25 protein-coding genes and 1 pseudogene are annotated in these 25,673 nt (G+C 70.5%); 11 read left to right on the top strand and 15 right to left on the bottom strand.

Translation table 11 applies throughout. The features are described from left to right. Positions 1-209: 209 nt before the first annotated feature. Positions 210-1,457, top strand: coding sequence for a cellulose binding domain-containing protein (locus ABZT47_RS22150; RefSeq protein WP_354845022.1), 1,248 nt, complete (start codon positions 210-212; stop codon positions 1,455-1,457). Positions 1,458-1,654: 197 nt separating this feature from the next. Here the strand turns inward: ABZT47_RS22150 and ABZT47_RS22145 are convergent, their stop codons facing one another. Further along, on the bottom strand, positions 1,655-2,431 hold the full coding sequence (locus ABZT47_RS22145) for an acVLRF1 family peptidyl-tRNA hydrolase (protein ID WP_354845019.1): 777 nt from the start codon (positions 2,429-2,431) through the stop codon (positions 1,655-1,657). 813 nt (positions 2,432-3,244) lie between these two features. On the opposite strand from ABZT47_RS22145, the gene ABZT47_RS22140 reads away from it, so the two are divergent. Both ABZT47_RS22140 and ABZT47_RS22135 read left to right on the top strand, forming a co-directional pair. Further along, positions 3,245-4,297, top strand: a complete 1,053-nt coding sequence (locus ABZT47_RS22140; RefSeq protein ID WP_354845016.1) for an EAL domain-containing protein — start codon at positions 3,245-3,247, stop codon at positions 4,295-4,297. A 284-nt stretch (positions 4,298-4,581) separates the two neighbouring features. Next, positions 4,582-4,884, top strand: a complete 303-nt coding sequence (locus ABZT47_RS22135; protein WP_354845013.1) for a hypothetical protein — start codon at positions 4,582-4,584, stop codon at positions 4,882-4,884. 157 nt (positions 4,885-5,041) lie between these two features. Here the strand turns inward: ABZT47_RS22135 and ABZT47_RS22130 are convergent, their stop codons facing one another. Further along, the gene (locus ABZT47_RS22130; protein ID WP_354845011.1) at positions 5,042-5,575 is read right to left on the bottom strand and encodes a pyridoxamine 5'-phosphate oxidase family protein; all 534 of its coding nucleotides are present in this window, start codon (positions 5,573-5,575) and stop codon (positions 5,042-5,044) included. 54 nt (positions 5,576-5,629) lie between these two features. Beyond that, positions 5,630-6,727, bottom strand: a complete 1,098-nt coding sequence (locus ABZT47_RS22125) for a serine hydrolase domain-containing protein (protein ID WP_354845008.1) — start codon at positions 6,725-6,727, stop codon at positions 5,630-5,632. 376 nt (positions 6,728-7,103) lie between these two features. Between ABZT47_RS22125 and ABZT47_RS22120 the strand changes: the two genes are divergently transcribed. Next, positions 7,104-8,351, top strand: a complete 1,248-nt coding sequence (locus tag ABZT47_RS22120; RefSeq protein ID WP_354845005.1) for a glutamate--cysteine ligase — start codon at positions 7,104-7,106, stop codon at positions 8,349-8,351. Positions 8,352-8,435: 84 nt separating this feature from the next. On the opposite strand, the gene ABZT47_RS22115 is transcribed toward ABZT47_RS22120, so the two are convergent. From ABZT47_RS22115 to ABZT47_RS22105, 3 genes are all read right to left on the bottom strand, one after another. Then, positions 8,436-9,182 carry an aspartate/glutamate racemase family protein gene (locus tag ABZT47_RS22115; protein ID WP_354845003.1) on the bottom strand — a complete coding sequence of 249 codons (747 nt, stop codon included), beginning with the start codon at positions 9,180-9,182 and terminating at the stop codon, positions 8,436-8,438. Beyond that, positions 9,179-10,855, bottom strand: a complete 1,677-nt coding sequence (locus ABZT47_RS22110; RefSeq protein WP_354845000.1) for an NCS1 family nucleobase:cation symporter-1 — start codon at positions 10,853-10,855, stop codon at positions 9,179-9,181. The genes ABZT47_RS22115 and ABZT47_RS22110 overlap by 4 nt, the downstream gene beginning before the upstream one ends. Positions 10,856-11,099: 244 nt before the next feature. Next, positions 11,100-12,017, bottom strand: coding sequence for an NADP-dependent oxidoreductase (locus ABZT47_RS22105; RefSeq protein ID WP_354844997.1), 918 nt, complete (start codon positions 12,015-12,017; stop codon positions 11,100-11,102). A gap of 155 nt (positions 12,018-12,172) precedes the next feature. On the opposite strand from ABZT47_RS22105, the gene ABZT47_RS22100 reads away from it, so the two are divergent. From ABZT47_RS22100 to ABZT47_RS22085, 4 genes are all read left to right on the top strand, one after another. Next, the gene (locus tag ABZT47_RS22100; protein ID WP_354844994.1) at positions 12,173-13,075 is read left to right on the top strand and encodes a helix-turn-helix transcriptional regulator; all 903 of its coding nucleotides are present in this window, start codon (positions 12,173-12,175) and stop codon (positions 13,073-13,075) included. A 157-nt stretch (positions 13,076-13,232) separates the two neighbouring features. Beyond that, entirely contained in the window at positions 13,233-13,877 is a 645-nt protein-coding gene (locus ABZT47_RS22095; RefSeq protein ID WP_354844991.1) for a LysE family translocator, read from the top strand. Between the two features lie 209 nt (positions 13,878-14,086). Beyond that, positions 14,087-14,914, top strand: a complete 828-nt coding sequence (locus ABZT47_RS22090; RefSeq protein ID WP_354844989.1) for a helix-turn-helix transcriptional regulator — start codon at positions 14,087-14,089, stop codon at positions 14,912-14,914. After that, the gene (locus tag ABZT47_RS22085; protein ID WP_354844986.1) at positions 14,905-15,102 is read left to right on the top strand and encodes a DUF397 domain-containing protein; all 198 of its coding nucleotides are present in this window, start codon (positions 14,905-14,907) and stop codon (positions 15,100-15,102) included. The genes ABZT47_RS22090 and ABZT47_RS22085 overlap by 10 nt, the downstream gene beginning before the upstream one ends. 218 nt (positions 15,103-15,320) lie before the next feature. Here ABZT47_RS22085 and ABZT47_RS22080 read toward each other — a convergent pair whose 3' ends face one another. Further along, the gene (locus tag ABZT47_RS22080) at positions 15,321-15,956 is read right to left on the bottom strand and encodes an isochorismatase family cysteine hydrolase (protein ID WP_354844984.1); all 636 of its coding nucleotides are present in this window, start codon (positions 15,954-15,956) and stop codon (positions 15,321-15,323) included. 378 nt (positions 15,957-16,334) lie between these two features. On the opposite strand from ABZT47_RS22080, the gene ABZT47_RS22075 reads away from it, so the two are divergent. Beyond that, the gene (locus ABZT47_RS22075; protein ID WP_354844981.1) at positions 16,335-17,162 is read left to right on the top strand and encodes an LLM class F420-dependent oxidoreductase; all 828 of its coding nucleotides are present in this window, start codon (positions 16,335-16,337) and stop codon (positions 17,160-17,162) included. A 278-nt stretch (positions 17,163-17,440) separates the two neighbouring features. Here ABZT47_RS22075 and ABZT47_RS22070 read toward each other — a convergent pair whose 3' ends face one another. Continuing rightward, entirely contained in the window at positions 17,441-18,484 is a 1,044-nt protein-coding gene (locus tag ABZT47_RS22070) for a hypothetical protein (protein ID WP_354844978.1), read from the bottom strand. A 410-nt stretch (positions 18,485-18,894) separates the two neighbouring features. Between ABZT47_RS22070 and ABZT47_RS22065 the strand changes: the two are divergent. Further along, positions 18,895-19,245 (top strand): annotated as a pseudogene (locus ABZT47_RS22065) (transposase); the annotation flags it as partial. Here ABZT47_RS22065 and ABZT47_RS22060 read toward each other — a convergent pair. Continuing rightward, positions 19,240-19,782: a GNAT family N-acetyltransferase gene (locus ABZT47_RS22060; RefSeq protein ID WP_354844976.1), complete on the bottom strand. Its 543-nt coding sequence runs from the start codon at positions 19,780-19,782 to the stop codon at positions 19,240-19,242. The pseudogene ABZT47_RS22065 and the gene ABZT47_RS22060 overlap by 6 nt on opposite strands. Before the next feature lie 44 nt (positions 19,783-19,826). After that, entirely contained in the window at positions 19,827-20,627 is an 801-nt protein-coding gene (locus ABZT47_RS22055; RefSeq protein ID WP_354844973.1) for an SDR family oxidoreductase, read from the bottom strand. A 53-nt stretch (positions 20,628-20,680) separates the two neighbouring features. Here ABZT47_RS22055 and ABZT47_RS22050 point away from each other — a divergent pair, with 53 nt between their 5' ends. After that, complete coding sequence (locus ABZT47_RS22050) at positions 20,681-21,280, top strand: TetR family transcriptional regulator (RefSeq protein ID WP_354844969.1); 600 nt, start codon at positions 20,681-20,683, stop codon at positions 21,278-21,280. A gap of 63 nt (positions 21,281-21,343) precedes the next feature. Here the strand turns inward: ABZT47_RS22050 and ABZT47_RS22045 are convergent, their stop codons facing one another. The 5 genes from ABZT47_RS22045 to ABZT47_RS22025 form a co-directional block, all read right to left on the bottom strand. Beyond that, a complete protein-coding gene (locus ABZT47_RS22045; RefSeq protein ID WP_354844966.1) occupies positions 21,344-21,919 on the bottom strand; it encodes a dihydrofolate reductase family protein in 576 nt (191 codons plus the stop codon). Between the two features lie 185 nt (positions 21,920-22,104). Continuing rightward, positions 22,105-22,710 (bottom strand): response regulator transcription factor, encoded by a 606-nt coding sequence (locus tag ABZT47_RS22040; RefSeq protein WP_354844963.1) that lies wholly within the window; start codon positions 22,708-22,710, stop codon positions 22,105-22,107. A 94-nt stretch (positions 22,711-22,804) separates the two neighbouring features. Next, positions 22,805-23,950: a sensor histidine kinase gene (locus tag ABZT47_RS22035; protein ID WP_354844960.1), complete on the bottom strand. Its 1,146-nt coding sequence runs from the start codon at positions 23,948-23,950 to the stop codon at positions 22,805-22,807. A 3-nt stretch (positions 23,951-23,953) separates the two neighbouring features. Beyond that, the gene (locus tag ABZT47_RS22030; protein WP_354844957.1) at positions 23,954-24,691 is read right to left on the bottom strand and encodes an ABC transporter permease; all 738 of its coding nucleotides are present in this window, start codon (positions 24,689-24,691) and stop codon (positions 23,954-23,956) included. 3 nt (positions 24,692-24,694) lie between these two features. Next, the gene (locus ABZT47_RS22025; RefSeq protein WP_354844955.1) at positions 24,695-25,585 is read right to left on the bottom strand and encodes an ABC transporter ATP-binding protein; all 891 of its coding nucleotides are present in this window, start codon (positions 25,583-25,585) and stop codon (positions 24,695-24,697) included. Between the last annotated feature and the right edge of the window lie 88 nt (positions 25,586-25,673).

The following is a 25,673-nucleotide window of genomic DNA, read 5'->3' as shown; positions in this document are numbered from 1 at the left end:
AGTAACTGCGCATTGCCCATCGGCTCATCGCGGCTGACACGAGAGCGACCGGCAGCCGATGGTTCGCCGTATCGATCCGCGGACTCGGTCCGGCGCCGGCCGGCCCGGCGCGGCGGGAGTCGGCCGTGCCGTTGCCGGGCTCCCGCCGGCGTCCGCCGCGTATGCCACATCCGACACAGAGCGCCGTTGTCACGCCTTCGGAGGGCTAAATGAGAAAACGCTCGATCATCAGCGCGGTACTGGCGGCCGCGGTCGCCCCGATATGCGCCGGAATGGTGGCGCTCACCATGACGCCGACCGCCGTCGCGGCGGTCGGCGGTTCAGGCCCCTATCCGGCTGATTACGAGACCTCCACCGGCCTGTCCAATCACACCATTTACCGGCCCGGAACCCTCCCGTCCGAAAAACTCCCCATTTTCGTCTGGGGCAACGGCGGCTGCTCCGCCAACGGGCTCTCGCAGCAGAACTTCCTCCGCGAGATCGCCTCGTACGGGTTCCTCGCCATCGCCAGCGGCGGCCCGAACGCCTCGGGTTCGACGACGTCCCAGATGCTCACCCAGTCCATCGACTGGGCGGTCGCGGAGAACAGCCGCCAGGGCAGTAAGTACTACGGCAAACTCGACACCACCAAGATCGCCGTAGGGGGCTACTCCTGCGGTGGCCTGGAGGCCTACGCCGTCTCCAACGACTCGCGTGTCACCACGACCACCATCTTCAGCAGCGGGTTGCTGAACGACTCCGACGACTACCAGCTCCGCCGGCTGACCAAGCCGATCGCCTACTTCATCGGCGGGACCAGTGACATCGCCTACCCGAACGCCATCGACGACTGGGGCAAGCTGCCGTCGGGGCTGCCCGCCTTCATGGGCAATCTGAACGTCGGGCACGGCGGCACCTACGGCCAGACCAACGGCGGCGAGTTCGGCCGCGTGGCGGTGCTGTACCTCAAGTGGCGGCTGAAGGGCGACACGACGGCCGGGGCCAACTTCGTCGGCCCCAACTGCGGCCTGTGCAACACCCAGTGGCAGGTCCAGCAGAAGAACCTCACGCTCGACGGCGGCACCCCCTCTCCTTCCCCGTCGCCCTCGCCCTCGCCGTCCCCCTCGCCGTCCCCGTCGCCCTCGCCCTCCCCGTCACCTTCTCCGTCGCCCAGCGGCGGGACCGGAGGATGCTCGGCGACCTACGCGGTGGAGAGCCAATGGAGCGGCGGGTTCGTCGCCGCCCTCAAGGTCACCGCGGGCGGCGCCGCGATCAACGGCTGGAGGCTCACCCTCGCCATGCCCTCCGGAGTCACGATCACCTCCATCTGGAACGGCGTCAACTCCGGCACCACCGGCACCGTGACCATCAGCCCCCAGAGCTACAACGCGCGGCTGTCGGCCGGGCAGAGCACCAGCCTCGGGTTCCAGGGCAACGGAACCGGCGCCGGGGCCACCGTCACCTGCACCGCCACCTGATCCCGGCCCACGCTGGGCAGGACGCGTCGTAGCGGCGGGCCGGGACCGAGGTCCCGGCCCGCCGTTCTGCCGGTAAGCGCTGGTCAGGGCCCTGCGCCCACCGTCGCGGACGGCGGAGGCCAGAGGTTCGAGCGGCCGGACGCGGACGGGGCGGCCACGGGATCGAGCGGCCGGACGCGGACGGCGGAGGCCTGGGCTCAGCCCGCGGGGTCCAGCAGGCGGACGCGGACGGCGCGGAAGTTCTTGGGGGTGTCCTGGAGCACGGCGAGCCGCGGATCGGGCACGTCCAGGAAGGGCCCGGCCTCCAGGGCGAAGAGCGGCGCGAGCCGCCGGTCCGCGCGCAGGGCGTCCACGGCGCGCCGATCTCCCCCGAGGACGACCGCGTCCAGCGCCGCCACCCGCGGCACCAGCACCCGCGCGGCCACGTCGGCCGCCGCCTGCGACGCCTCGCCGGCCTGCTTCTCCCTGCGGCGGGCGAAGCGCTGCTGCGACCAGCCTCCAGCGGCACTGCGCCCGTGCACCAGGCGCGAGCCCACTTTGGAGGCCACCAGCCGCCGTCCCTCGAACACGCCCGCCGCGTGCCCGCCGAGCCGCACGAGCAGGACACCGATCACCCGCTCGGCCGTCGCGTGCGCGACCAGGGCCGCGAGGAGGCCCTCACCGCGAACGTCCTCCGCCTCGGCGGTGGACGTCTCGAGCGGCACACCCGCGGAGGGTGGCGCGGCGGACGTCTCGGGCGGCACACTCGCGGAGGGTGGCGCGGTGAACGGGGGAAAGGGGACGTGGAGTTCGGCGACGGCGCCGTCAGAGGCGCGCAGGCACACCACCTCGCCGCGCGGGACCGCCGTGGCCTCGTACCGCAAGGCCGCCTCGCTCGCGCCGTGCCGCTCGGCGAACCCGCGCAGCCATCCCTCCAGGCGCTCGGGCGCGACCGACACCCATCGCCCCCCGCCCGCCGCCGGTCGTCCCGCCATGACCAGCGACAGTACAGGACGAAGGACCACGCACGCGGACGGCGAGGAACCGGCGAAGATGGGGCACCCGAAACGGGATCTTGGCTACGGGGTGTGACAGCGCTTCCGGCTGTCGGTAAAGAAATCCTTCCCTCCAACAGTGGGGGAAATATCCGTGAATTCCGCCTTCCAGCGTGCCTTGAGGTGATGAAACCGCAGCACAATCCATGGGTGACGGTCCTCAGAACCTCTTCCCCGGCCGCCTCGATCCTGGCGACCGCCACCCATACCGACGCATCCCCGGGAGCCTCGATGGCCCCTCCGGCTTCACCGGGATCTCCCGGCGCCCCCTCCCCCGGCCGCCACGGAGCCGCCCCCGGCGGCCCGGAGGCGGTCCCCCCGGGACATCCCGCGCCCGCGTCCCCACATCCCGGCGCGACGCCGCCGGCGACGTACCCGGGCTTTCCGGCCTCCGGCCCCGCAGGACATCCGTCCCACCCCGGGCCCGGCACAGGTCATCCGGACTTCCCGGCGTCCGGCACCCCAGGTCATCGGGACTTCGTCACCTCCAGTTCCGCGGGTCACCGGGACTTCCCCACCACCGACACCCCGGGGCATTCGGACTTCGTCACTTCCGGTACCGGGGGTCACCCGGGCTTCCCCACCTCCAGCCCCACGGGCTCCGGGGGCCATCCGGGCTTCTACTCCGGACCGTCCGGACCGTCCGGACCGTCCGGACCTTCCGGGTCGTTCGGGTCGTTCCCGCCGGGGACGCCGGGAGCCCCGCGGGCCACCGCGGCCTTCTTCCCGATCGTCGATCTGGACACCGGAGGGGTGATCGCCGTCGAGGCGGCAGCCGAGGCGGCCTCCATAGGGATCACGGGGGACGTCTCGGGGACGGTCGCCGCCGCCTACGCCGCCGCCCGCGAGGAGGCGCTGCTGCCGCTGCTGCTCACCGTGCCCTCGGACGCGGTGGTCCAGGGCTCCGGAGCCCTCGCCCCCTTGCACGAGGCCATGCGCGCCACCAGCCGCCGCCCCCGCGAGGTGATCCTGGTGATCACCGGCGACGTCGCGGCGCGCGACCGGCGAGCCCTGCTGACCGGCATCGACGGCCTGCGGACCATCGGCTACCTGGTCGCCGTCGGCGGCCTCGGCACCTCTCACGTCCCGCTCGACCTGATCGCCGACGCCGCGCCGTACGCGCTGGTGCTCTCGCCCGAACTGATGGAACGGGTGCCCCGCGACGCGCGGCGCAACGCCGTCGGCGAGGCGGTGGCGCACATGGCCAAGAGCCTGGGCGTCCACGTCCTGGCTCCCCAGGTGCGCGACGAGGCGCAGCTCACGACGCTGCGCGGCTGGGGGGTGCGTCTCGCCCAGGGGCCGCTGCTGGCCCCGCTCGACTGGCGGCCCTCGCACGGCAGGGTGCACGTGCCGCTGCCGGTGCCGGCCGAGCCCCAGCCGTCGATGATCGACCTCGGGCCCCGGGTCCAGGAGTTCCTGATGCCCGCGGTGACGCTGGGCATGCACGCGACGGCGGAGGAGGTGGTGGAGGCCCTCGGCACCGAACCGTCGATCACCAGCGTCATCCTGGTCGACGAGTATCAGCGTCCACGGGGAAGCGTGGAGCGCAGCCGCTTCCTGCTGTCGATCGCCGGCCCCTACGGGCACGCGCTGCACGCCAAGAAGCCGGCGCACCGCCTGGCCGACCCGCCCCGCGTCGTGCCCAAGACCACCCCGGTCATCGCCGCCATGCAGGTGGCGGGCAAGGACTCCGCGCGGGTGTACGACGACCTGGTGGTGGTGGACGAGGTGGGCCGCTGCATGGGCGTCGTCCACGTCGGCGACCTGATCCGCCACGTCGCCGACCTCCAGCCCGCCCAGCGCTGACCGGGGCCGCCGCCTTTACGTTGTAGATTTCTGTGCCTGCGAGGGCGTCCCAGGACACGCCCTCAGGGCCGGAGGCAGGCGAGCCCCAGATGTGAAGGAGTCCTTACGGCTACCCGCCGTCTGGTGACCTTGATCTGACCCGTCTCAGAGCCGCCTTGAGCAGGGCCGTGGCCGGGCGCCGGCGGTTGCTCGCGAGGTGGGCCATGCTGATTTCGGGGAGCGGGGCGCGGTAAACCGGCCGCGGCGCCTGCACGTCCCACAAAGATCACTACCACTATCCAGTCATGGAGAGCGACCGCGTGGGCCAGCCCCCCTATCCTCCGGACCAGCCGCCCTACGGCCACCCGCAGCAGCCGTACCACGATCAGCAGTACCCGCCGCAGTATCAAGGGCAGCAGTACCCACCTCCACCGCCCGGGCCGCGCAAGATCGTGACCAAACAGCGTGGTCTGTCCGCCGGGTCGCACACGCTGCACCTGGTGCTGACCATCCTCACCTGTGGCTTATGGGGCCTGTTCGTGTGGCTCCCACTGTGGATCTTCCGAATGATCGTCCGCCGCAAGCAGGTGACGAAGTACCACTACTGATCCGCTCGAACGCCTCCCCGCGCCGGCATGCGCAGGAGAACGGCCTCGCACGGCTGAAGCCGTCACCCGCGATCGCGATCCGGTGGCCTGGCACGTCCGAGCACTCTGCGGCGGGGAGGTCACGGCACGACTGCGTGGGCGTCGCGGCGTTGCGCCTTCAGCTCCACTGGTAGCGGGTCTCGGACGACTCGCTACCGGTGGCGAAGGCGAAGCCCTTGTCCGGCTGGAGCCGGTAGAGGCGGACATCGCCGGTCCGGACGGCGTCGCCCAGGTGGTACCAGGTTCCGTCCTCGCGGGTGAGCTGCCAGCCATAGGCCTGTTCGAAGGCGGTCGCCACGGCGTCCCTGGTGGCCTGGTCGGTGACCAGGCTCGCGGTGCCTTCGATGACGTGGTCCACGCCGGTCAGGGTGCCGGTTCCGGCGGTCAGCGCGCAGTGCCGGTTGGCGCTAAGATTTTTGGCCTTCTGCTCGTTCTCGCCGGTGGTGAACCACATCGCGCCCAGCGTCCACACCGCCAGCAACGGTGTCACGTGCGGGCGGCCATCCCGGCGCACGGTGCACAGTTGGAATTTCTGGATCCGGCGCAGTGCCCACTCCGTCTCCTCCCAGGGCGTCGGGCAGGCGCCGGGCGAGGAGAACGGACCGAGGCCGGTCTGCGGCGCGGTCGAGTCGCCGACTGTGTGAGCGGACATGATTCTCTCCTTCTGATCGTCGCGAATCTCATCCCGGCACAGCCGCAGGAACGCTCAGCGGGTCCCGGCGAGATGGTCGGCCAGAATGGCGGTGACCGACAGGGCGGTGTCGAAGTTCGGGACGAGCCGGGTTTTCGTCAGCGCGAAGGCGACCCCCCGCACGGGGTCGGCGTAGGCGTAGCTTCCGCCTCCGCCCGGCCATCCGAATGCCACGGAGTTCTCCTCGGCGAGGGCGCCGATCCTGCCGATCGGGAAGCCCAGCGCCATCCGCGAGGGATTGCCGAAAACCTGGTCCGTCCCCTCGAACGCGAGCGCGGACAGGTGCGCCGACCGCGCGGAGTCCAGGAGTTCGCCCTGCAGCACGGCGTTGAACATCGCGGCGAGGCCGTGAGCGGTGGCGCTGGCCACTGATGGAATGTCGGCGCGCAGGATCTCGTCGTCGTTGCCGAAGTCGGCACTGGGCCGGCTTTCCCAAAGTGCGAGGATCGCAGCACCGTCGTCAGGGCCGGCAGGCCATTGCCGCGCCTGCTGTTCCAGGCGTGCCAGCCCCGCGAGCGACTCCTTGGGAGCGGCGAAGTAGAGCTGCCCCTCGATAGCGAGCGGCGCGGTGATCCACTCACGGAGCAGCGCGCGCATGGGCCGCCCGGTCGCGCGGCGGGCCAGTTCACCGACGAGATGGCCGAAGGTGTACGAGTGATAGCCGACGGCGGTGCCCGGCGGCCAGCGCGGCTCGGCGGCGGCCAGCGCCTCACACACCCTTGCCCAGTCGGAAAGCTCGCGCGGGGTGATCTGTCGCGGCATGGCCGGAAGGCCGACGGTGTGGGTCAGCACGTGCCGCAGTGTCGCCGTGGCCTTGCCGTGCACGCCGAACTCGGGCCACAGGTCCGTGACCGGGGTGTCGTAATCGATGAGACCACCCTCTACGAGCAGATGTGCCAGCACGGCCGCCACGTTCTTGCCGGTGGAGAAACTGAAGATCGGCGTTCCGAAGGTGAGCGGCCTCCCGGTGGCCGGGTCGGCCGTACCGGCCACCGCGTCGACGATCAGTGCGCCATGGTGATAGACGGCGACCTGCACACCGGTCTCCGCGCCGGTCTCGATCAGCGTGTCGATATGACGCTGGATCCGGTCCTGTATCCCAATCGTCGCCATCGCCGTCACCTCCCCCGCAGCGCGGAGGAATCACCTCTCCGGTCCGGCGGAATGTGAGGTGCCGCCCATCCGTGCCCTTCGCGTGGCATCACGACTCGGCCGTCGTGGTCCCGTCCAGACGCGTGGTGCGCGTTCGCCGTGCGGCACCCCCAACGTCGATCACTCATGAACCGGTGCGGGGCGAACATGTTCCCCCTCGCCCGGGGAATGTCGGGGCGCATCGATCATCGCCCTGCGGGGCTCATGGGTGAGGGGTGGCGGTTTTAGAATGGCGTCGATGAACGAGCCGAAGCGCCGCAGGCCGCCCGTGTCGCGCAGGCGCCCGGGCCGTCGCGAGTTTTTCGTGGTGTCCCCCTCATGGCTTGGGACGGTGTAGGTGAGCTTCGCGCGGTCCTATCGGCCGGCCGAGGGCGACGCGGTCACCCTCGGCGTCGAGGAGGAGTTCCTGGTCGTCGACGCCCTGGACGGCCGCCCCGTCCCCGGCAACGCACGACTGCTGGACGTACTCGACAGACCGCGGGCCGGCGAGCCCGCGCACGTGGCCGACCGGCACGCCGAGCAGGCGGCGGCGACCGGCTCAGGCGCCCCCGCGACGGCGGGTACGGGCGCCGGGCCGACGGGGTCGGCGACCGGGTTCGAGGCCGAGTTGCTGGCGTCCATGATCGAGACGGTGTCCCCCGTACGGACGGACCTGGGCGGGCTTCGCGAGGTGCTGGCCGGGGGCCGGGCCCGGCTGGGACGCGCCGCGGCCGAGGCGGGCCTGCGCGTCCTGGCCATCGGTTCTCCGGTCACCCCTCCGGCCGTCCCCCGCACCGTGTCGGCGAAGGCGCGGTACGGCGAACTGCGCGACCTGTACGGACTGATCGTCACCCAGCAGGAGACGTGCGGGTTGCACGTCCATGTGGGCGTGGCCGACCGTGAGATGGCGGTGGCGGTGGTCAACCGGCTCAGGCCCTGGCTGCCGACCCTGCTCGCGATCTCCGCGAACTCCCCGTTCTGCGACGGCGCCGACACCGGCTACGCGAGTTGGCGCACCGTCGCGCTGTCCCGCTGGCCCGCCACCGACATCCCCCCGCACTTCTCCAGTGCCGCGCACTACGACCAGGTGACGGCCATGCTGCACCGCAGCGGCGCGCTGGCCTCCTCAGCGCACCCGTACTGGCTGGCCAGGCCGTCGGCGCGGTTCCCGACCGTCGAGCTCAGGGCCGCGGACGTCGCCGCCACCGTGGACGAGGCGGTGCTCCAGGCCGCTCTGTCGCGCGCGCTGGTGCGCACCGCCTGCGCCGAGCTGGCGGCGGGCGCGGACACCGCCGACCCCGGCGACACCGAGATCCTGCGGGCCGCCCTGTGGTCCGCCGCCCGCTTCGGGCTGAACGGCGACGGCGTGCATCCGAAGACGGGCGGCGGGGTGCCCGCCACCGCGCTCGTGGACGAGATGCTCGACCGCATCCGTCCCGCGCTGCGGGAGACCGGCGACGAGGAGGAGGTCGACCGGCTTCTGACCGCACTGGCCCGCACGGGCACCGGTGCCGAACGCCAGCGCGCCCTGCTCGCCCCGGACACCGGCCGGGCCGGCGCGGCACGCCTGATCGAGGCGTTCGACGTCGCCACCGCGAGCCTCTGATCCGGCCGCCACGGCCACACCGCGTGCCGGCGTAGCCGACGGATCACATGCAACGATGGGGCGTTTCCGGCGGCGCGGCGGAGATCATCCCCGGGCCGGGATGGTGAAGCCGCCGAGAGGTCCCGAGTAGCGCTTGGGCGGGGGCGGCGCGTACTCGCCGCGGGCGCTCGTGCGCAGCCCGAGGCGCACCAGCGACTCGACGAGGGTGGTGGCGGCGGTCACGCCGTCGATGACCGGGACGCCGAGGCGGCCGGAGATCTCAGCGCAGAACGCCGCCATCCCGGCGCAGCCGAGCACCACCGCGTCACTGCCGTCCGCTTCGAGGGCGGCGGCGCACAGCCTGGTGACCACCTCGCGGGCGTCGCCGTCAGGGCGATCCAGATCGAGCACGGGGATGTCGCAGGCGTGCACGCCGCGGCAGGCGGCGGCGAAGCCGTACCTGTGGGCGAGGTCCCAGGCGCGGCCCGCCGTCCTGGACAGGGTGGTCACCACGCTGAAGCCGCGTCCGACGAGGGTCGCGACGTGCATGGCGGCCTCGGCGATCCCCACGACGGGGCCGGCCGCCAGCTCGCGCGCCGCGTCCAGGCCGGGGTCGCCGAAGCAGGCGATGACGTACCCGTCGGTCCCGTCCCGCTCACCGGCCGCGACCTCGGTGAGCAGCCCGGGAACGGCGAGCGCCTCGTCGTAGTGGCTCTCGATCGACTCGGGGCCCATGGCCGGGCTCACGGCCACGATCGTCGTGCCCGGCCCCGCCACCGCCCGGGCGCAACGGCCGATCGACTCGGTCATGGCCTGGGCGGTGTTGGGGTTGATCACCCGGATGCGGGTCACGGGCCGGCCGGAGTCGCGCCCTCCGGGACGGCCGCTCGGGCGGCGGCCCCGTCGGAGGCGGCGGCCCCGTCGGAGGCGGCGGCCAGGTCGCGGTCCAGGCCGGTGATGCGGGGCGAGACCCGCTCGAACACGACCAGCGCCACGAAGCCCAGCCCGCAGCCGATGAACCAGCTGTAGTCGGCGATCCAGGTCAGGTCGATCGTGGTCAGACCGAGGTCGAGCAGCAGCTTGGGGGCCAGCACCGAGGCGATGGCCGGCACGCCCGCGGCCACGGTCGCCCAGACCGCGTTCGGGTTGTACCCCCCGCGGAACCAGTATCGGCCGGCCCGGTCGAGGGTGAACAGCTCGTCCACCCACACCCGCTGCCGCGAGCACACGTAGTAGCCGGCGATCAGGATGCCGAACAGCGGCCCGATGAGGGCTCCGAGCAGGCCGAGCGTGTAGTGGATGGCGTCGGGGTTGCCGTACCAGTTCCAGGGCGTGAGCAGCACCGACCCGACCGCCGCGATCATGCCGCCGGTACGCCAGCTGATCCGCCTGGGGTTGACGTTGGAGAAGTCGAACGCCGGGGAGATGAAGTTGGCGACGATGTTGATGCCGACCGTCGCGATGACGAAGGTCAGCCCGCCGAGCAGGATGGCGAACGGCGTGTCGATGCGCTGGACGGTGTGGATGGGGTCGGTGATCAGCTCGCCGAACACCGGCACCGTGGCCGAGGCGGTGATCACCGTCAGGATGGAGAAGAAGAGGAAGTTGACCGGGAGCCCCAGCAGATTCCCCCGCTTCACCGCGGCGAACGAGCGCCCGTACCGGGAGAAGTCCCCGAAGTTGAGCATCGGCCCGGAGAAGTAGGAGACGACCAGGGCGATGGCGCCCAGCATGACCGGGATGGACTCGCCGAAGCCGAGCACCTCACCCTGGGAGAGGTCGAGGCTGATGTTCCGCCATCCGGCCCGGCTCACCAGGTAGACGGCCAGGACCAGCATGACCACGTACACGGCGGGCCCGGCCCAGTCGATGAACCGGCGGATGGCCTCCATGCCCTTCCAGAAGACCGCCGCCTGCGCCACCCAGAGGATGGCGTAGCAGATGTACCCGAGCGCGGGCAGCCCCAGGAACCCGTACTCGCGCACGTCGTTCAGGGCCGCCGTGGCAGGCCAGAACTTCAGGAAGATGATGATGAGCGCCTGTGAAGCCAGGTAGGTCTGCACGCCGTACCAGGCGATGGCAATGAGTCCCCGGACGACGGCCGGGATGTTCGCGCCCAGCACGCCGAAGATCGCCCGGTTGATGACCGGGTACGGCACGCCGGTCATCTGGCTGGGCTTGGCCACCAGGTTGCAGAAGACGTTGACGATGACGATGCCCGCCACGAGCGCGAACAGCACCTGCCAGCTCGCCAGGCCCAGGGCGAACAGGCTGCCCGCGGTGACGTAGCCGCCAACGCTGTGCACGTCCGACATCCAGAAGGCGAAGATGTTGTAGGAGGACCAGTTCTGGTGGCGCAGCGGAGCCAGGTCCTCGTTGGCCAGCCGGGGATCGTAGCCGGGCTTGACCAGGCCACCGGCCGGGGCGTCCTCGCCGGAGGCCGCCGGGACGGTCGTTGTGGTGGCGGTAGTGGTGACCATGTCGGGTGCGTGGCTGGGTGGGGGTGACACACTGGATTCGGTCATTTCGCATCCCTGGGCGAAAAGGTGCGGTGGACGGACATGTCCTGATCAGGGACCGGCAGTGCAGTGCGCGCACGCGTACGGTCGAGAGGAACCCTCGACCGACACCGTCAACCTATTACTTGGCGCCCGGCGGCGAATTTCGCCGGTGTTAATCCCGTATGACAGGGGCGAAATGGCGCCCATACTGCTCGGCGGACGAGTCGCCTTCCGGCGAATCCCTCTGATCTCCCATGCCGTACATGCTCTAGGGCCGGAGCACGATCTTGCCGTGGGTGTGCCCCCGCTCCAGCTCGCGGAAGGCGTCCCGCACTCCCTCCAGCGGGTAGACGCGGGCGATCGGCACCTCGAGCTCCCCGCGCGCGGCGAGCCGGGCCAGTTCGCCGAGCACGACCGCGCACGCCGCCGCGCCCTCTCCGTAGGTCCGCGCACCGACCTTGGCCGCGGCCCGCCAGTCGCGGATCGTGTCGATCCGCTCGGGCCGCACGCCCAGTTCCACCGCCAGGGCCACGTAGCCGTCGCCGAAGGTGTCGATGAACGCGTCGACGTTCCCGCCGCAGGCCTGCCGGATCCGTTCGGCCACACCCTCCCCGTACCTGACCGGGACGACACCGCGGTCCTTCAACCAGGCGTGGTTCGGCTCGCTCGCCAGCCCGATCACCGTGGCGCCGCGCCGCCGGGCGAGTTGCACGGCGAGCGACCCGACGCCGCCCGCCGCACCGGAGACGACGACCGTGTCCGCCGGTCCGGGGTCGACGGCGAACACGGTGGCGTACGCGGTCGTGCCGGCCACGTACAACGACCCGGCCACCTCCCAGGGCAGCCCCTCCGGGCGCGAGACCAGATTCACGTCGTCGACCACGACGAACTCCGCGTGGCTCGCTCTGTTGTGGGTGAAGCCGAGGACCTCGTCGCCCACCGAGAAGCCGCGCACCTGCGGACCGGCCTCCACCACGACGCCGGCCAGATCGCTGCCCTGCCCGGAGGGGAACCTCGCCGGCCAGCGGTCGTGCCGCGCCCCCTCCCGGATCATCACCTCGCCGGGCTGGATCCCGGCCGCGCGGACCTCGACCAGCACCTGCCCGGGGCCCGGGGCCGGACGTTCCACCTCTTCCACCCGCAGGACATCGATCCCGCCGTACTCGTGGAACCGCACTGCCTTCATGACGTGATCACCGCTCCGCCTCGTCCGGTTGGGCCTTGGACGGCCACACCAGAACTATGCCTTCGCCTTCGACGGCTGAGAACCGGAGCGGTCCGCCTAGGATCGGCGGTCCGGGGATGCGTTCCACGAGTGGTGATATCACTACCGATATGGTGATGAACCGTGACGACCTTGCCGATTTCCTGCGCCGGTCCCGGGAACGGCTGACTCCACGGGACGTCGGGCTGATCGAGGGCCCGAGGCGGCGTACGCCAGGACTGCGCCGCGAGGAGGTCGCGGTGCTCGCCGGAATGTCGTCCGACTATTACATGCGGCTCGAGCAGGCCAGAAGCCCGCAGCCCTCGGTTCAGATGCTGGCCGCGCTGACGCGCGCGCTGCGGCTCACCACCGACGAGCGGGACCACCTGTACCTGCTCGCCGGACACCGCCCGCCGGAGGGGGCGCGGGCCGGGGAGTACCTGCGGCCGAGCATGCTGTACCTGCTCGACCGGCTGGACAGCGTTCCGGTCCAGGTCCTGAGCGATCTGGGCGACCTGCTGGCGCAGAACGACATGGCGGCGGCGTTGTTCGGATGCGTGTGCACCGTGGCCCAGGAGGACCGCAACATCGTGCTGCGCTGGTTCACCGAACCGGACGTGCGAAGCCACTTCGCAGCCGAAGAGCACGAGGAGCACGCCCGGCAGCTGGTCGCCGACCTGCGCGCCGCGGCGGCCCGCCGGGGCAACGACGCGGCATCCCGCACACTCGTCACGCGGCTCCGCGCGGCCAGCGCCGAGTTCGCGGCGCTGTGGGACCGGCACGAGGTCGCGGTGCGCGTGTCACACCCGTACCGGCTCACGCATCCCGAGCTCGGCAGGATCGACCTCGACTGCGAAGTGCTGGCGACGCCCGCGACCGACCAGCGGCTGCGGGTCTTCACCCCGCCGCCCGGCGGCACCGAGGCGCTGGACATGCTTCGCGTGCTCGGCCCGCAGCACCGGCACGACACCGCCGCGACGCGTGCCACCACCAGGGCGAGCGCACCGACGAGGGTGATCGGCGACTCACGTACGTCCTGAGCACGTCAGCTCCGTGATCGCACCTGTGGTCGATCGAGCGATCACCCACAGCCGACGATCATCGAAGTGGACCCTCCTACGCGGAGCGATCGGGTGGGTCCGGAGCCTTCGACTCATCTCAAGATCCGAAGCCCGCACAGGCCCATAGGGTCGGGATATGACACATGAGGCTCTTGTGGCTTATCTCGGCATCGTCGCGCTGATCACCATCACGCCCGGCCCCGACACGGCCATGGTCGTGCGCAACGCGATGCGCCACGGCTGGGCCGCCGGCGTGCGCACCGGCCTCGGCAGCGCGACGGGCCTGCTGCTGTGGGGACTGGCCGCGTGCGCGGGCATCGCCGCGGTGCTGGCGGCGTCCGCGCTCGCCTTCACCGTGCTCAAGCTCGCCGGCGGCGTCTACCTCGGGTACCTCGGAGCTCGCATGCTCTGGCAGGCATGGCGGCGGGCGGCGCGTCCCGCGGCGACCGTTCCCGTGCCCGTTCAGGCTCCGGCGACCTCCGGGGCGCTCTTCAAGCAGGGGCTGACCACCAACCTGCTCAATCCCAAGGCCGCCGCCTTCTTCACGGCGCTGCTCCCCCAGTTCGTCACGACCGGCGGCACGGCGGCCACCCCGCTCATCATCGGCCTGACGCTCATCGCGGCCATGGGCAACCTGACCGGGACCTTCGTGTTCGCCTTCACCGCGCACCGGGCGGCCCGGCTGTTCGGGCGCCGTCTCTTCGAGCCGGTGCTGGACGGCATCGTCGGCGCCGTCCTGCTCGTCCTCGGCGGCAGGCTCGCGTTCAGCGGACGTCCCTGACCGGTGACCCTGCGGCGCGCTGCACTTGGTGGTCACGACGACCTCGTCCCGAACTCCCCGGCCGGCCGGCCAGCGGCCCAGACTTCAGGTCGCTGTCTCCGAGCCGTCTGTACGCATCGGGGAACCTAGCCACCTCGACGCGGACGTGACACCCTCCCCGAGTCTTGAGCTCGTGGGATGTGCCGTGGCGCGGCAAAGGCGAGGGATAGATGGGCAGACTGGTCGATATCGACCCCCAATCATCGGGTGCGGCGCGGTTCTCGTACGAGCTACGGCGGCACCGCCTCAGGGCGGGGATGACCCAGGAGCAGTTCGGCCGCAGGGTCGGCTACTCCGAGAGCCTGATCGGCATGGTCGAGACCTGCAGACGCATCCCCACAGAAGGCCTCGCCCAGTTGTGCGACCAGGTCTTCGGCCTCGACGGCGTCATGCAGGGCCTCTACCTGGACGCCTGGCCGCCCCTCCCCCCGGTCCCCGAACACTTCCGCGACTGGGCCGCCGAGGAACTACGCGCGACCGATCTCCGTCTATGGGACCCCCTCCTCGTCCCCGGCCTTTTCCAGACACAGGCATATGCACGGACGCTCTTCGAGGACGACCCAGGCATCACGGCGGAAATGATCGGGACACGCCTCGCCGGCCGCATGCAGCGCAAGAACGCCCTCTCACGCGACGACCCGCCCATGGTCTGGGCCCTCGTCGACGAGGGCGTTCTCCATCGGCCGATCGGAAGCCCCGCCGTCATGCGTGAGCAGATGGAAAGCCTGGCGGGAATGTCCCGCCTGCCGAGGATCACCATTCAGATAGTCCCCTACGGTTCCAGGGCCGCCGCAGGGTTTCTCGGGGCGTTCGGCATAGCGGAAATGCGCGGTTCCGCTTATACCGGATATGTGGAGACACAGCCGCAGGGACGTACCGTTGACGATCGCGCGACGATCACACGGCTTCGCACCTTGCACGACACTCTCCGCGGCGAAGCTCACGCACAGACCCTGTCCCTCAAGATGATCGAGGAAGCGGTGCGGAGATGGATCTGACCAAGGCGCGATGGCGCAAATCGAGCCGGTCCGGAAGCGACGGCGGCATGTGCGTCGAGGTGGCGGCCAACCTGCCCGGAGTCGTCGCCGTCCGCGACTCCACCAATCCCGGCGGCCCCGTCCTGACCTTCCCCCCGGAGGCCTGGACGAGGTTCCTCCGGGCCATGAAGTCCGGCCAGACCCCCTGAGCGCTTGAGCGGAGAAAGCCCGCCGCCGGCACTGCGCGACCGGCACATGAGCCGGCGGCGGCCCTGGGCGTCGATTCCGGGATGTCCACGTCCGAGATCTCGCGGATCCATGCCGGCCTGGATGAGGAGATCACCGTCGCGCCCCGGCGGAGAGAATGACCTCGCCACGAGGTCAGCGGCCGGCTGAGGACCGGTCCGCGGCCACCCGCCGCCTGCCTTCAGCCTGACCGAACGCTCTTGCCGCTCGCCGCGAGGAAGCCTCCGACGTCGACGGTGGCATGTGAGATCAGCCGGTAGCGCCGCACCATTTCCTCGTAGGCCTCCTCGCCGCCGATGGCGGCGGTGGCGTCCGTGAACGTCGTCACGTGGTAGCCGCGTTCCATCGCACTGCGCGCGGTCGACTCCACGCAGAGGGTGCCGATCATCCCGGCGACCGCGACGTACTCGACGCCGTGCTGACGTAGTTGGACGTCGAGGTCGGTGTTGGCGATCACGTCGATGTTCTTGTGCGGGATGATCGTGATCTCGCCGGGACGCGGCCCCAGCCGAGGGTGAAAGTCAGCGCCCCAACTGCCGGCCTCGAACATCCGCTTTTCGTACATCTCCTGGTGGATGCCGGACAGGTGCTTCCACGTCGTGTAGTCCTCTTCGGTGTAGGACATCGGACAGAAAAAGATCGGCATCTGTCGCTCGCGTGCCCCCGCGAGCAGGCGTACGAGATTCTCCAGAACGCCGATCCGCGCGAACTCGTCCTTGAAGAGAGGGTAGCCTTTTCCGTTCTCGGAGAAGATGTCGTTCACAGTGTCGATCAGGACCAGGCCCGTGGCCTTCGGTTCATATGTGACCCTCGACATGATGTGTCCTCATGTTTCGATCTCACAGATCCCAGTGATGCCGTTCAGGGGACGATGCCTGCGAGCTCTGAGAACGCGCCGATCGCTGTCGATGCGCGGTTGTGGATACCGAACCAGATGGCGCGCCCAGCAGCGCGACTCCCACGTACTCACACTACCTGCAGTGCTGCCTCACCCCAGGAACGGCCTGAGAACGCGTGCACGGCGGAACCCGCCGGCGGGTGGCCCGCGGCCTGACGGTGGTGAAGATCGGTGACAGGCTCGAACGGCGCCGCATCGTGGTGCCGTACCGGACGCCGCACGGTTCCGCGTCGAGCGGTGCCACTCCGGCCCACCCCTGGCAGGCGACAGGCGCAGGGAGAGTGCTTCACTTGAGAGATGAGGGTTGGTGTCACGACGTTCATCACGGACGAGGGCATCCGGTCTGCCGTGCTGGCCAAGGCGTTGGAGGAGCGCGGTTTCGATTCCCTTTTCCTGCACGAGCACAGCCATGTCCCAGTGAAGCGAGAGACGCCGTTCATCATGGGCGGCGAGCTGCCCAGGGTGTATTACCGCACGCTGGACCCATTCGTCGCGTTGTCCGTCGCTGCGACGGTGACCGACGACCTGCTGCTGGGAACCGGCGTGGCCCTGCTGGCCCAGCGCGATGTCATTCATACCGCCAAGGAGGTCGCCAGCCTGGACCTGGTGTCCCACGGCCGGGTGATCTTCGGCGTGGGCACGGGCTGGAATCGGGAGGAGATGCGCGATCACGGCACGGATCCACGCACCCGGGGGGCCCTGCTGAACGAACGGCTCACCGCGATCAAGGAGATCTGGACCAAGGACGAGGCCGAGTTCCACGGCCGGTACGTTGACTTCGACCCGATGTTCTGCTGGCCCAAGCCGGTACAAGACCCGCATCCGCCCATTTACATCGGTGGAGATGGCCAGGCGGCGTTGGCCAGGGTGGCGGAGCACGGCGATGGTTGGATGCCGCACTCGGCGGACGACCCGGCCCGGGTCCGGCCCCAGTTGGACCAGTTGGCCGAGGTCGCCGGGGACGTGCCGGTGATCGTGGCGTCGGTGTCCCCCGATGCCGAACTCATCGCCGCCTACGCGGAAGCGGGGGCCGACCGCCTGGCGCTTTCGCTGCCGACCCTGCCCGAGGACGAGACCTTGCACGTGCTGGACGAGTTCGCCACGCTCGTCAGCGACCATCTGTAGCCACGCCGGCGCCAGGTCAGCCGCTGCCGGCGGGCCTTACGGCCCTCGATGGGTGGATCCCGATGGGCGTCTTCAGAAGGCGCCGCGGACCGTGCCGCCGTCGACGCGGACGGTCGCGCCGCTGATGTACCAACCTCGGCTGGTCCCGTCCCGACCTTCCCCCCCGGAGGCCTGGACGAGCTTCCTGCGCGCCACGAAGGCCGGCGAGGTGGCCTGAAGGAATCAACAGCGGCACCGCGCCCACCCGTGCGGGCGGGCGCGGTGGGGACGGAGGGCGCTCAGATGATGGAACCCGTCCAGTAGGCGGTGGCCTTGAGGTAGACCCCGTACAACTCGCCGTCGAAGTACGGCGATATGCCGGTGTCGTACCGGCCGTCGCCGTCGGTGTCGGAAACGCTGACCGTGATGCCGTTGAGATAGCCCTTACGGCTGTCGTCGCTGTACTGGGTCAGCCACGAGGACCCGAGGGACCCCTCACCGGTGAACGGTGAATCCACGCCGACAGGCCGGTCCATCCTGAACATCGTGACCTTCGCCGCGAAGGCCGCTCCGGTCGAGCGTTCGAGGGTCCCGCCGGTGTAGGGCAGGCTGCCGTCGGGGTGAGGGCCGGCGGGATAGCCGAGCACGTCCACCGTCGACGGGAGCGGCTGGTTGGCCTCGATTCCCTGCCCGCCGACGTTATCGCCCAGCCTCCCGACATCGCTCAGCGCGTCCGGCGACGCGGAGACGACCCCGTCGTACACGTTCACGAAGGCGTAGTCCCGGTCGTAGTCGCGAAGGTCGTCCAGGTCGTAGTGGGTGTAGGCACGCTTGCCGACATAGAGGCCGAACGGGGTCGTTCCGTCGGAGTGGCCGCCGGGGACGAAGACCCACTTCCAGAGCGCGCCCATCGGAGCCTCAACGTCCAGCACGCAGTGCCCCGCCGTCGCGACGACGTTCCTGAACTTCGCGTGCACGACCGTGCCCGTGCACCAGTGCGGCAGCAGATCGCTGCCGATGAAGAAGACCTTGCCCGAGGTCGGGGGCGTTTCGCCCTCAGGCGAGGCAGGCCCCTCCAGCGGCGGGATGGACGCCGGAGGACCGTCCGGGACGATGCCGGCGGAAAGCCGTTCGCCGCTGGTCTCGGTCTCCACGGTGTACGGCGTGGCGTTCCTCAGATTGGCGGCCCCGTCGGCCAGCCAGAAGCTCGCGACCTGCTGAGCCGCCGTCACAGTGGAAGCCAACGGCACGGCCAGCGGACTCGCGGCCCGGGCCGGACCTGCGACGACGGTGGACCCCAGCAAGCTCAACCCCATGCCCATCGCGATCAGCGCACGCCTCAAGCTCGATCTCCGTTCGGTCAGCGGGGCGTCTTCCCGCCCCGTCAGCGTGGAGAGCCGGCCGATCGACCCGGCCGGCGAACAGCAAGATCGTAACCTCGGCCGAAGCACCGGCTCCAGATTTTTAGATCACATGTTCGATACAGAGAGCGTCCCGCCCATCAGGCGGACAGGTCACCGTCGGGGGCATTCCGCCGCAGCCGCATCTGCGCCGCGGCTCCGTCGGATATGGATCGCCGACGTCGCCCAGAATCAGGGGCACGCCGGACACGCCGTCGGGCTCGTGCTCCCCGCCGGATTCCTCGGCAGAGCCGGCTTTGGGATTGGGCTCGACACGCGATGACCTGGCTGGTCGCACTAGGGCGTGTATCGAAAGTCGATCTTCGACGTGAGACGATCTCGATTCGTGGCGCGTAAAGAAGATCCGTGTGCCCCGCCTTGGGCCGGGCAGGCCCCGCACCCGGCCGGACCGCGTCCGCGCCGATAAAGCGTATGCCTCCCGCAACAACCGCGCCTACCTACGCCGGCGCGGGATCCGCAGCACCATCCCGGACAAGGCCGACCAGGTCCGCAACCGCAAGAAGCGCGGCTCACGCGGCGGCCGGCCGCCGAAGTTCGACCAGGTCGACTACCGCGAGCGCCACGCGGTGGAGTGCGGGATCAACCGCCTCAAGAGGCACCGGGCGGTAGCCACCCGCTATGCGAAACTCGCCGTCCGGTACGAGGCCATCGTCCTTGTCGCGGCCATCAACGAGTGGCTATGACTCGCGCCGCGGCAGGGCAAGCTCATAGCGGCTGACCCAGGTGACCGGACCATCCTCCAGCCGCTGACCAGGAGCACCCCCCACCGGCACGTCTCCGCGGTGCGCGAAGCCGTGGGCCTCGTAGTAGGCACGCAGCCGATCATTGGACTTCACGCAGTCCAGCCGCAGGGAGTTGGCGCCCTGCTGCCGTGCGGCATTGGCTGCCCAGTCGAGAATGCGGGCCCCGAGCCCCGCCGCCCATCGACGCACGGCCATGCGGTGCAGGTATCCCGCCGCGCCGTCGGCATCCGCCCACAGCGGATCCGACCAGTCCATGGTGACCGTCCCCGCCACCTTGTCCCCGGTAGCCACCAGCCACGTGTCGCCCCGAGAGAGGGCCTCCTCAACCCATGCGGCCTCAAAACGCACAGGCCACTGGCCGATTCCACGTGCGTTGAGCCATCCCGCCGCCTCATCGAGCACGCACAGCACCTCGTCCATACGGTCGACGCCGACACGCTGGAAGACGACCTCCATGCCATTCCGATCAGCTGTCATGGCCTAAATGATCCCAGCACTTCCGATACACGCCCTAGGTGTCTTCAGAAGGCGCCGCGGACCGTGCCGCCGTCGACGCGGATGGTGGCGCCGCTGATGTACTCGGCGTAGGGGCCGCACAGGTAGGCGACGGCGCCCGCGATCTCCTCTGGCCTGCCGTAACGCACCCGGTCGTTGGGCACGATCTCGCGGACCGAGTTGTACTCGATCTCCTCCCAGGTCTCGCCCCAGCCGCGCCCGGGCGACAGCTTGACCAGGAAGTCCCGCACGGCCGGGACGAGGATCGCGCCGGGTGCCACGACGTTGGAGGTGACGCGGGTGCCGGCCAGGTCGCGGGCGAGTGAGACGGCCAGGTTGTGCCGGGCCGCGAGGGAGGCGTTGTAGTGCGGGTGGCTGTTGAACGGTTGCGTGCTCAGGCCGCCTCCGATGGTGACGACCCGCCCGTACTCGCGCTCACGCATGGCGGGAACCAGGCGCTGGATCATCCGCACCCCGGACACGACATTGATGTCGTAGGTGTCCTGCCAGATGTCCGCGGTGGCGTCGGCCCAGTTCAGGTGCTCGTACGCGCCGGCGTTGTTGACCAGGATGTCGACGTCACCGCCGGCCAGAGCGTCCTCGGCCGTCGCGTCCGCGCCGGCATCGGTGGCCAGGTCGCCCACCGCGATCGACGCCTTTCCGCCGTCGGCGGCGATCGAGTCGGCGACCGCCCGTGCCCGCTCTGCGCTGCGGCCATGGACCACGACCGCGGCGCCTTCCCGGGCGAGCAGCCGGGCGGTGGCCTCACCGAGTCCGGACGTCGACCCGGTGATCAGGGCGCGACGTCCAATGAGTTGCAGATCCATCAGAACTCCTTGGGTCGAGACTTTTGTCTACAGTCGTAGACTACCATGACAAGTTGTCAGCTGTAGACTTGCTCGCCATGACGCACCCCACCGCCCGGCCCCGCAATGCCGCGGCCACCCGGCAGGCCATCCTGACCTCGGCGATCACGGCCTTCACCCGGCACGGCTACGACGGGGTGGGCGTCCGCGACATAGCCGCGGACGCGGGAGTGACGGCCATGCTCGTCAACCGCTATTTCGGCTCCAAGGAAGGGCTGTTCACCGAGGTGGTGGACGTCTCGTTCGCCGACCCCACGATGGTCCCGGCCGATCCGGCAGATGTGACGGCCGAGACCGCCCGCGCGCTGGTGGACCGCACCGCCCCGGAGACGGACCACCTCGGACCGTTCGAGCTGATGCTCAAGTCGGCGGCCAACCCAAGAGCCGCGGAGATCATCCGAGCCGGCATCGAGAAGCACGTGGGGGCCCGGTTCAGCGCCGCCCTGCACGGCCCCCACGCGCGGGAACGCGCCGAACTGGGGCTCGCCCTGCTGGCCGGCACCTGGCTGCTGCGCCGCCTCATCGGTACCTCGGCGCTGCGCGACGCCGATCCGGATCTGCTGACGGCTCAGGTCACCCGCATGCTGGCGGTGGTCGTCGAGCCACCGGCCTAGCCACGGCAGCGGTTTCGGGGCCGGGCCGACCGCCACGCGAACCGGCGGCGGTCCCGTCGCCGATCAGCCGTGTCGGGTCGGCCGGTAGGTCAGCACCTGCGTGTGGCGGTCGAAGGTCCGGGCCTCGAGCAGTTCGAGGTCGAAGTCGTCAGCGCCGTCGAAGACCCGGTCCACGCCGGTCGCCCCGGAGATCACCGGGAAGACCGTCACCTCGATGGTGTCGACCAGGCCGGCGTTCAGCAGCGCCCGGTTGAGCGTCAGGCTGCCGTGGGAGCGCAGCGGCACATCGGATTCGGCCTTGAGCCGCGTGACCACCTCGACGGGATCGCCGGACTCGACGGTCGTGTCCGGCCAGTCGAGCGGCTCGCTCAGCCGGCTGGACAGCACCGTGACCGGGGAGGCGAACATGCGCGTGATCCACCCGTCGAACAGGCTGCGGTCGAAGCCCGCGTCAAGGAACGGCGCGTTCGACGAGTAGGTCGTGGCCCCGAGCACCATGCGCAGCGGGTCGCGGTAGGCGGCGGCGCGATATGCGAGGAACTCGGGGCCCTGCTTGCCCCAGTAGCCGCCCCAGTCACCGTCGTGATTGGCGAAGCCGTCAAGGGTGGAGAAGATGTCGAAGGTGTACGTGGCGGTCACGGTGTCTCCTCGCGGGAAGTCGGTCGCGCGCCTTGCGGCGGCCTCACCACTGCTACGAACACCACCGCCCCGATCCGACACGCCTCCCCGGATCTCTTCCAGAACTTTCCGGGCTCGTCCGAACGGCCCGAGCGTCGCTCGCGCGAAGCGCGCCGGATGCTCCGGCCATGCCCTCACGCACGTCGTCAGAGCCAGCCTTGGGATTGGGCTCGCTGGACGGCTTCTATGCGGTTGCGGGTGTGGGTCTTCTGGATGGCCGTGGACAGGTAGTTGCGGACGGTGCCCTCGGACAGGTGCAGGCGCAGGGCGATGTCGCCGATGGTCGAGCCGTCGGCGGCGGCGGACAGCACGTCGCGTTCCCGCGGGGACAGCGGGTTCGGGCCGGCGCTGAGGGCGGCGGCGGCCAGGGCCGGGTCGATCACCCGCTCCCCGGCCAGCACCCGCCTGATGGCGGCGGCCAGCTCGCGGGCCGGGCTGTCCTTGACCATGAACGCCACCGCGCCGGCCTCCATCGCCCGGCGCAGGTAGCCGGGTCGGCCGAACGTCGTGAGGATCATGACGCGGCACCCGGGCGCCACGCGGACGATCTCGGCGGCGGCCGTGATGCCGTCCATCACCGGCATCTCGATGTCCAGCAGAGCGATGTCGGGCCTGGTCTCGCGGACGACGGCGACGGCCTCCTCCCCGGTGGAGGCCTCGCCGACGACCTCGATGTCGGCTTCCAGGCCGAGCAGGGTGGACAGGGCGCCCCTGACCATCGCCTGGTCCTCGGCCAGCACCACTCTGATCACGTGCCGCTCCCGGGGGTGCGAAGGCCGGGCGGCGGCATGACGCGGCCCGGGTGGGGTGTGCGCCAAGCCATGCGCAGGTGGTCGGTGAGCCGGGTCACGCGCGGGTTCCCACGGGGGCCGGGACGGTGACACGCAGGTGGAAGCCGCCCCCGGCGGAGGGGCCGGCGTCCAGGGTGCCACCGGCGGCCTGGACGCGCTCGGCGAGCCCGGTCAGGCCGCTGCCCGGCTCGTAGGTGCCGTCCCCGTGGCCGTCGTCGGTGACCTCGAGACCGGCCTTGCCCTCGTGGTAGGTCACGGTGATCTCGCACCTGCGAGCACGGGCGTGGCGGACGACGTTGGTGATCCCTTCGCGCACCGCCCAGCCGAACAGGCCGTCCAGGGTGTCGGGCAGCGGAGTGCCGGTGGTGCGCACCACGACATTCACCCCCGCCGCGTCGAGCGCGGCGCGGGCACTGTCGAGCTCCTCCGACAGGCCGCGCTGGCGGTAGCCGGTGACCGCCTCGCGGACCTCCTGCAGGGCCATGCGGGCGACCGACTCGATGTCGCGGATCTCGCCGGTGGCCCTGGGCGAGCCGCTCTCGGCCAGCCGTCCGGCCAGCTCGCTCTTGAGGACGATGAGCGACAGGCTGTGGCCGAGCAGGTCGTGCAGGTCGCGGGCGATGCGCAGCCGTTCCTCGCTGGCCGCCAGGCGGGCCACCTCGCTCTGCGCCCTGTGCAGCCGGTTGAGCAGAACGCGGGTGTTGCGGACGCTCATGAACAGCACGCCGAGCGTGACGACCTGCATCACCAGCAGCGCGATGGCCCCGCCGTCGGCCCCGGAAAGGCGGCCGTCCACCACCACGACGCCGGCCATTCCCGCGATGCCCGCCAGGGCCACCCGGCTGGGCAGGCCCATGCTGATCACGACGGTGACGTAGACGGGCAGCGCCACCCAGCCGCCCCCGAAGATGATCGGGAGCACGATGGCCATCAGCACGAGCACCGACAGCAGCGGAGCGGTCCAGCGTCCCGGCTCGCCGTAGTCCTTCGGGCTGAGCACCGTGGCGATGTAGCAGGTGACGAAGGCGACCAGCGAGGCGACCGCCCAGTACGCCTTGGTTCCGGTGATCGCGCCCGAGGTGACGTCCGAGACCGGGTAGAACAGGTAGACCAGGCCGAAGGACGTGCCGAGCAGGCGCCTCCAGCGGGACGGCTTGTCGCCCACCCCGCCGAAGGTGAACACGCTGCTGAGACCGCTCATGACTCAGGCCCGCACCGTCGCCCTGCGGTAGGCGAACACCGCGACGGCGCCGAGCGCGACCGCCCAGCCGAGAATGCCGGCCACGGACGCCCCCGAGGGGGTGTGACCCGCGACGATCTCCCAGCCGATGGAGGCGTAGTCGTAGGACGGCAGGACGTGCGCGACGGTGCGCAGGGCGCTGGGGAGCATGTCGACGGGGAACCACAGGCCGCCGAGCAGCGCGAGGCCGAACATGCTGATGATGGCGATCGGCTGGGCGGTGTCCGGGCGCACCAGCGAGCCGATGATGAGGCCGAGCGCCGCGAACGGGATCGTGCCCGCCCACATGACCGGGATCAGCGCGGCCCACTCCCCCGCGCTCAGCGACACATGCTGGGTGAGCACCGCGGCCAGCACGACGAACAGCAGCGCGGGCAGCACCAGCAGCAGGGACGCGATGAGCTTGGTCAGGATGATCGACCAGCCGGGCAGCGGGGTGATCTGGAGCTGGCGCAGCCAGCCGCTCTGCCGTTCCTGCGCCCACGGGACGGCGGTGGACATGATCGAGGCGGCCAGGGCCCCGTAGGCGCCCATGGACACCATCAGGATGACGGCGGCCCGCGTGCCGGTCGAGGGGTCGGCCTGGTCGCCGTACAGGTTGGAGTACAGCAGGTAGAAGGCGACGGGGAAGGCCACGACGAAGATGATATAGCGCTTGTTGCGCAACATCCGAAGCAGTTCGATCTTGATGTAGTGCGGCATGGTTCACGCCTCCGAGGACTGGGTGAGAGCGAGGAAGGCGTCCTCCAGATCGGCCCCGTTGATCTGCAGGTCGCTGATCTCCAGCGTGGTGCGGCGGTACAGCGCGGCCACGGTCGCGTCGGTGTCGGCGGTGCGCAGCGTCACCCTGCCGTCGAGGATGGTGACGCCGGTGACCCCCGGCAGGGCGTCCAGGCGGGCCGCCGACTGGACGCCGAGCGAGAACTCCACCGAGCTGCCGCCGGCGCCCGCCTTGATCTCGGCGGCCGTGCCGTCGGCCACCACCTTGCCGCGGGCGACGACGATCACCCGGTCGGAGTTCTCGTCGGCCTCCTGCAGGTAGTGGGTCGCGAACAGCACCGTGCGTCCCTGGGCGGCGTAGGCGCGCATGCCCTCCCAGAAGGCGCGCCGCGACTCGACGTCCATGGCGGCGGTGGGCTCGTCCAGCACCAGTAGCCGGGGCGACCCGGCGACGGCGAGGGCGAACCGCACCCGCTGGGACTGACCGCCGGACAGCCGGTCGGCACGGCGCGAGGCCAGGTCGGTCAGGTCGGCCATCCGCAGCAGCTCGTCCAGCGGCAGGGGACGAGGGTAGAGGCGGCGGACGAAGTCGACCAGCTCGCGGACGGTCAGCTCGGGGATGAGCGTCCCTTCCTGGAGCATCGCGCCGATGTCGCCGGCGGCGACCGCCTGGTCGGGGGTGCGGCCGAAGACGCGGATGTCCCCGGCGGTGGGGCGGGTCAGGCCCAGCAGCATGTTGATCGTCGTGGACTTGCCGGCCCCGTTCGGGCCGAGGAGCGCGACCGTGCGCCCGGCCTCCATGGTGAGGTCCAGGCCGTCCACGGCGCGGACCTCACCGAAGCTCTTTCGCACGCCGGCGAGGGATATGGCGTTCATGTGCTCAACGCTAGAAGGGAACGCCGGAGATCCTCAGTGCCGACCATCCGGGCCTGGCGATGACATTTGTCAGAGCGGGATCATCGGA

Origin of the sequence: Sphaerisporangium sp. NPDC005289, from assembly GCF_040607455.1 — a bacterium.
Classification (GTDB): domain Bacteria; phylum Actinomycetota; class Actinomycetes; order Streptosporangiales; family Streptosporangiaceae; genus Sphaerisporangium; species Sphaerisporangium rhizosphaerae.
This window is presented reverse-complemented; position numbering and strand designations above follow the sequence as displayed.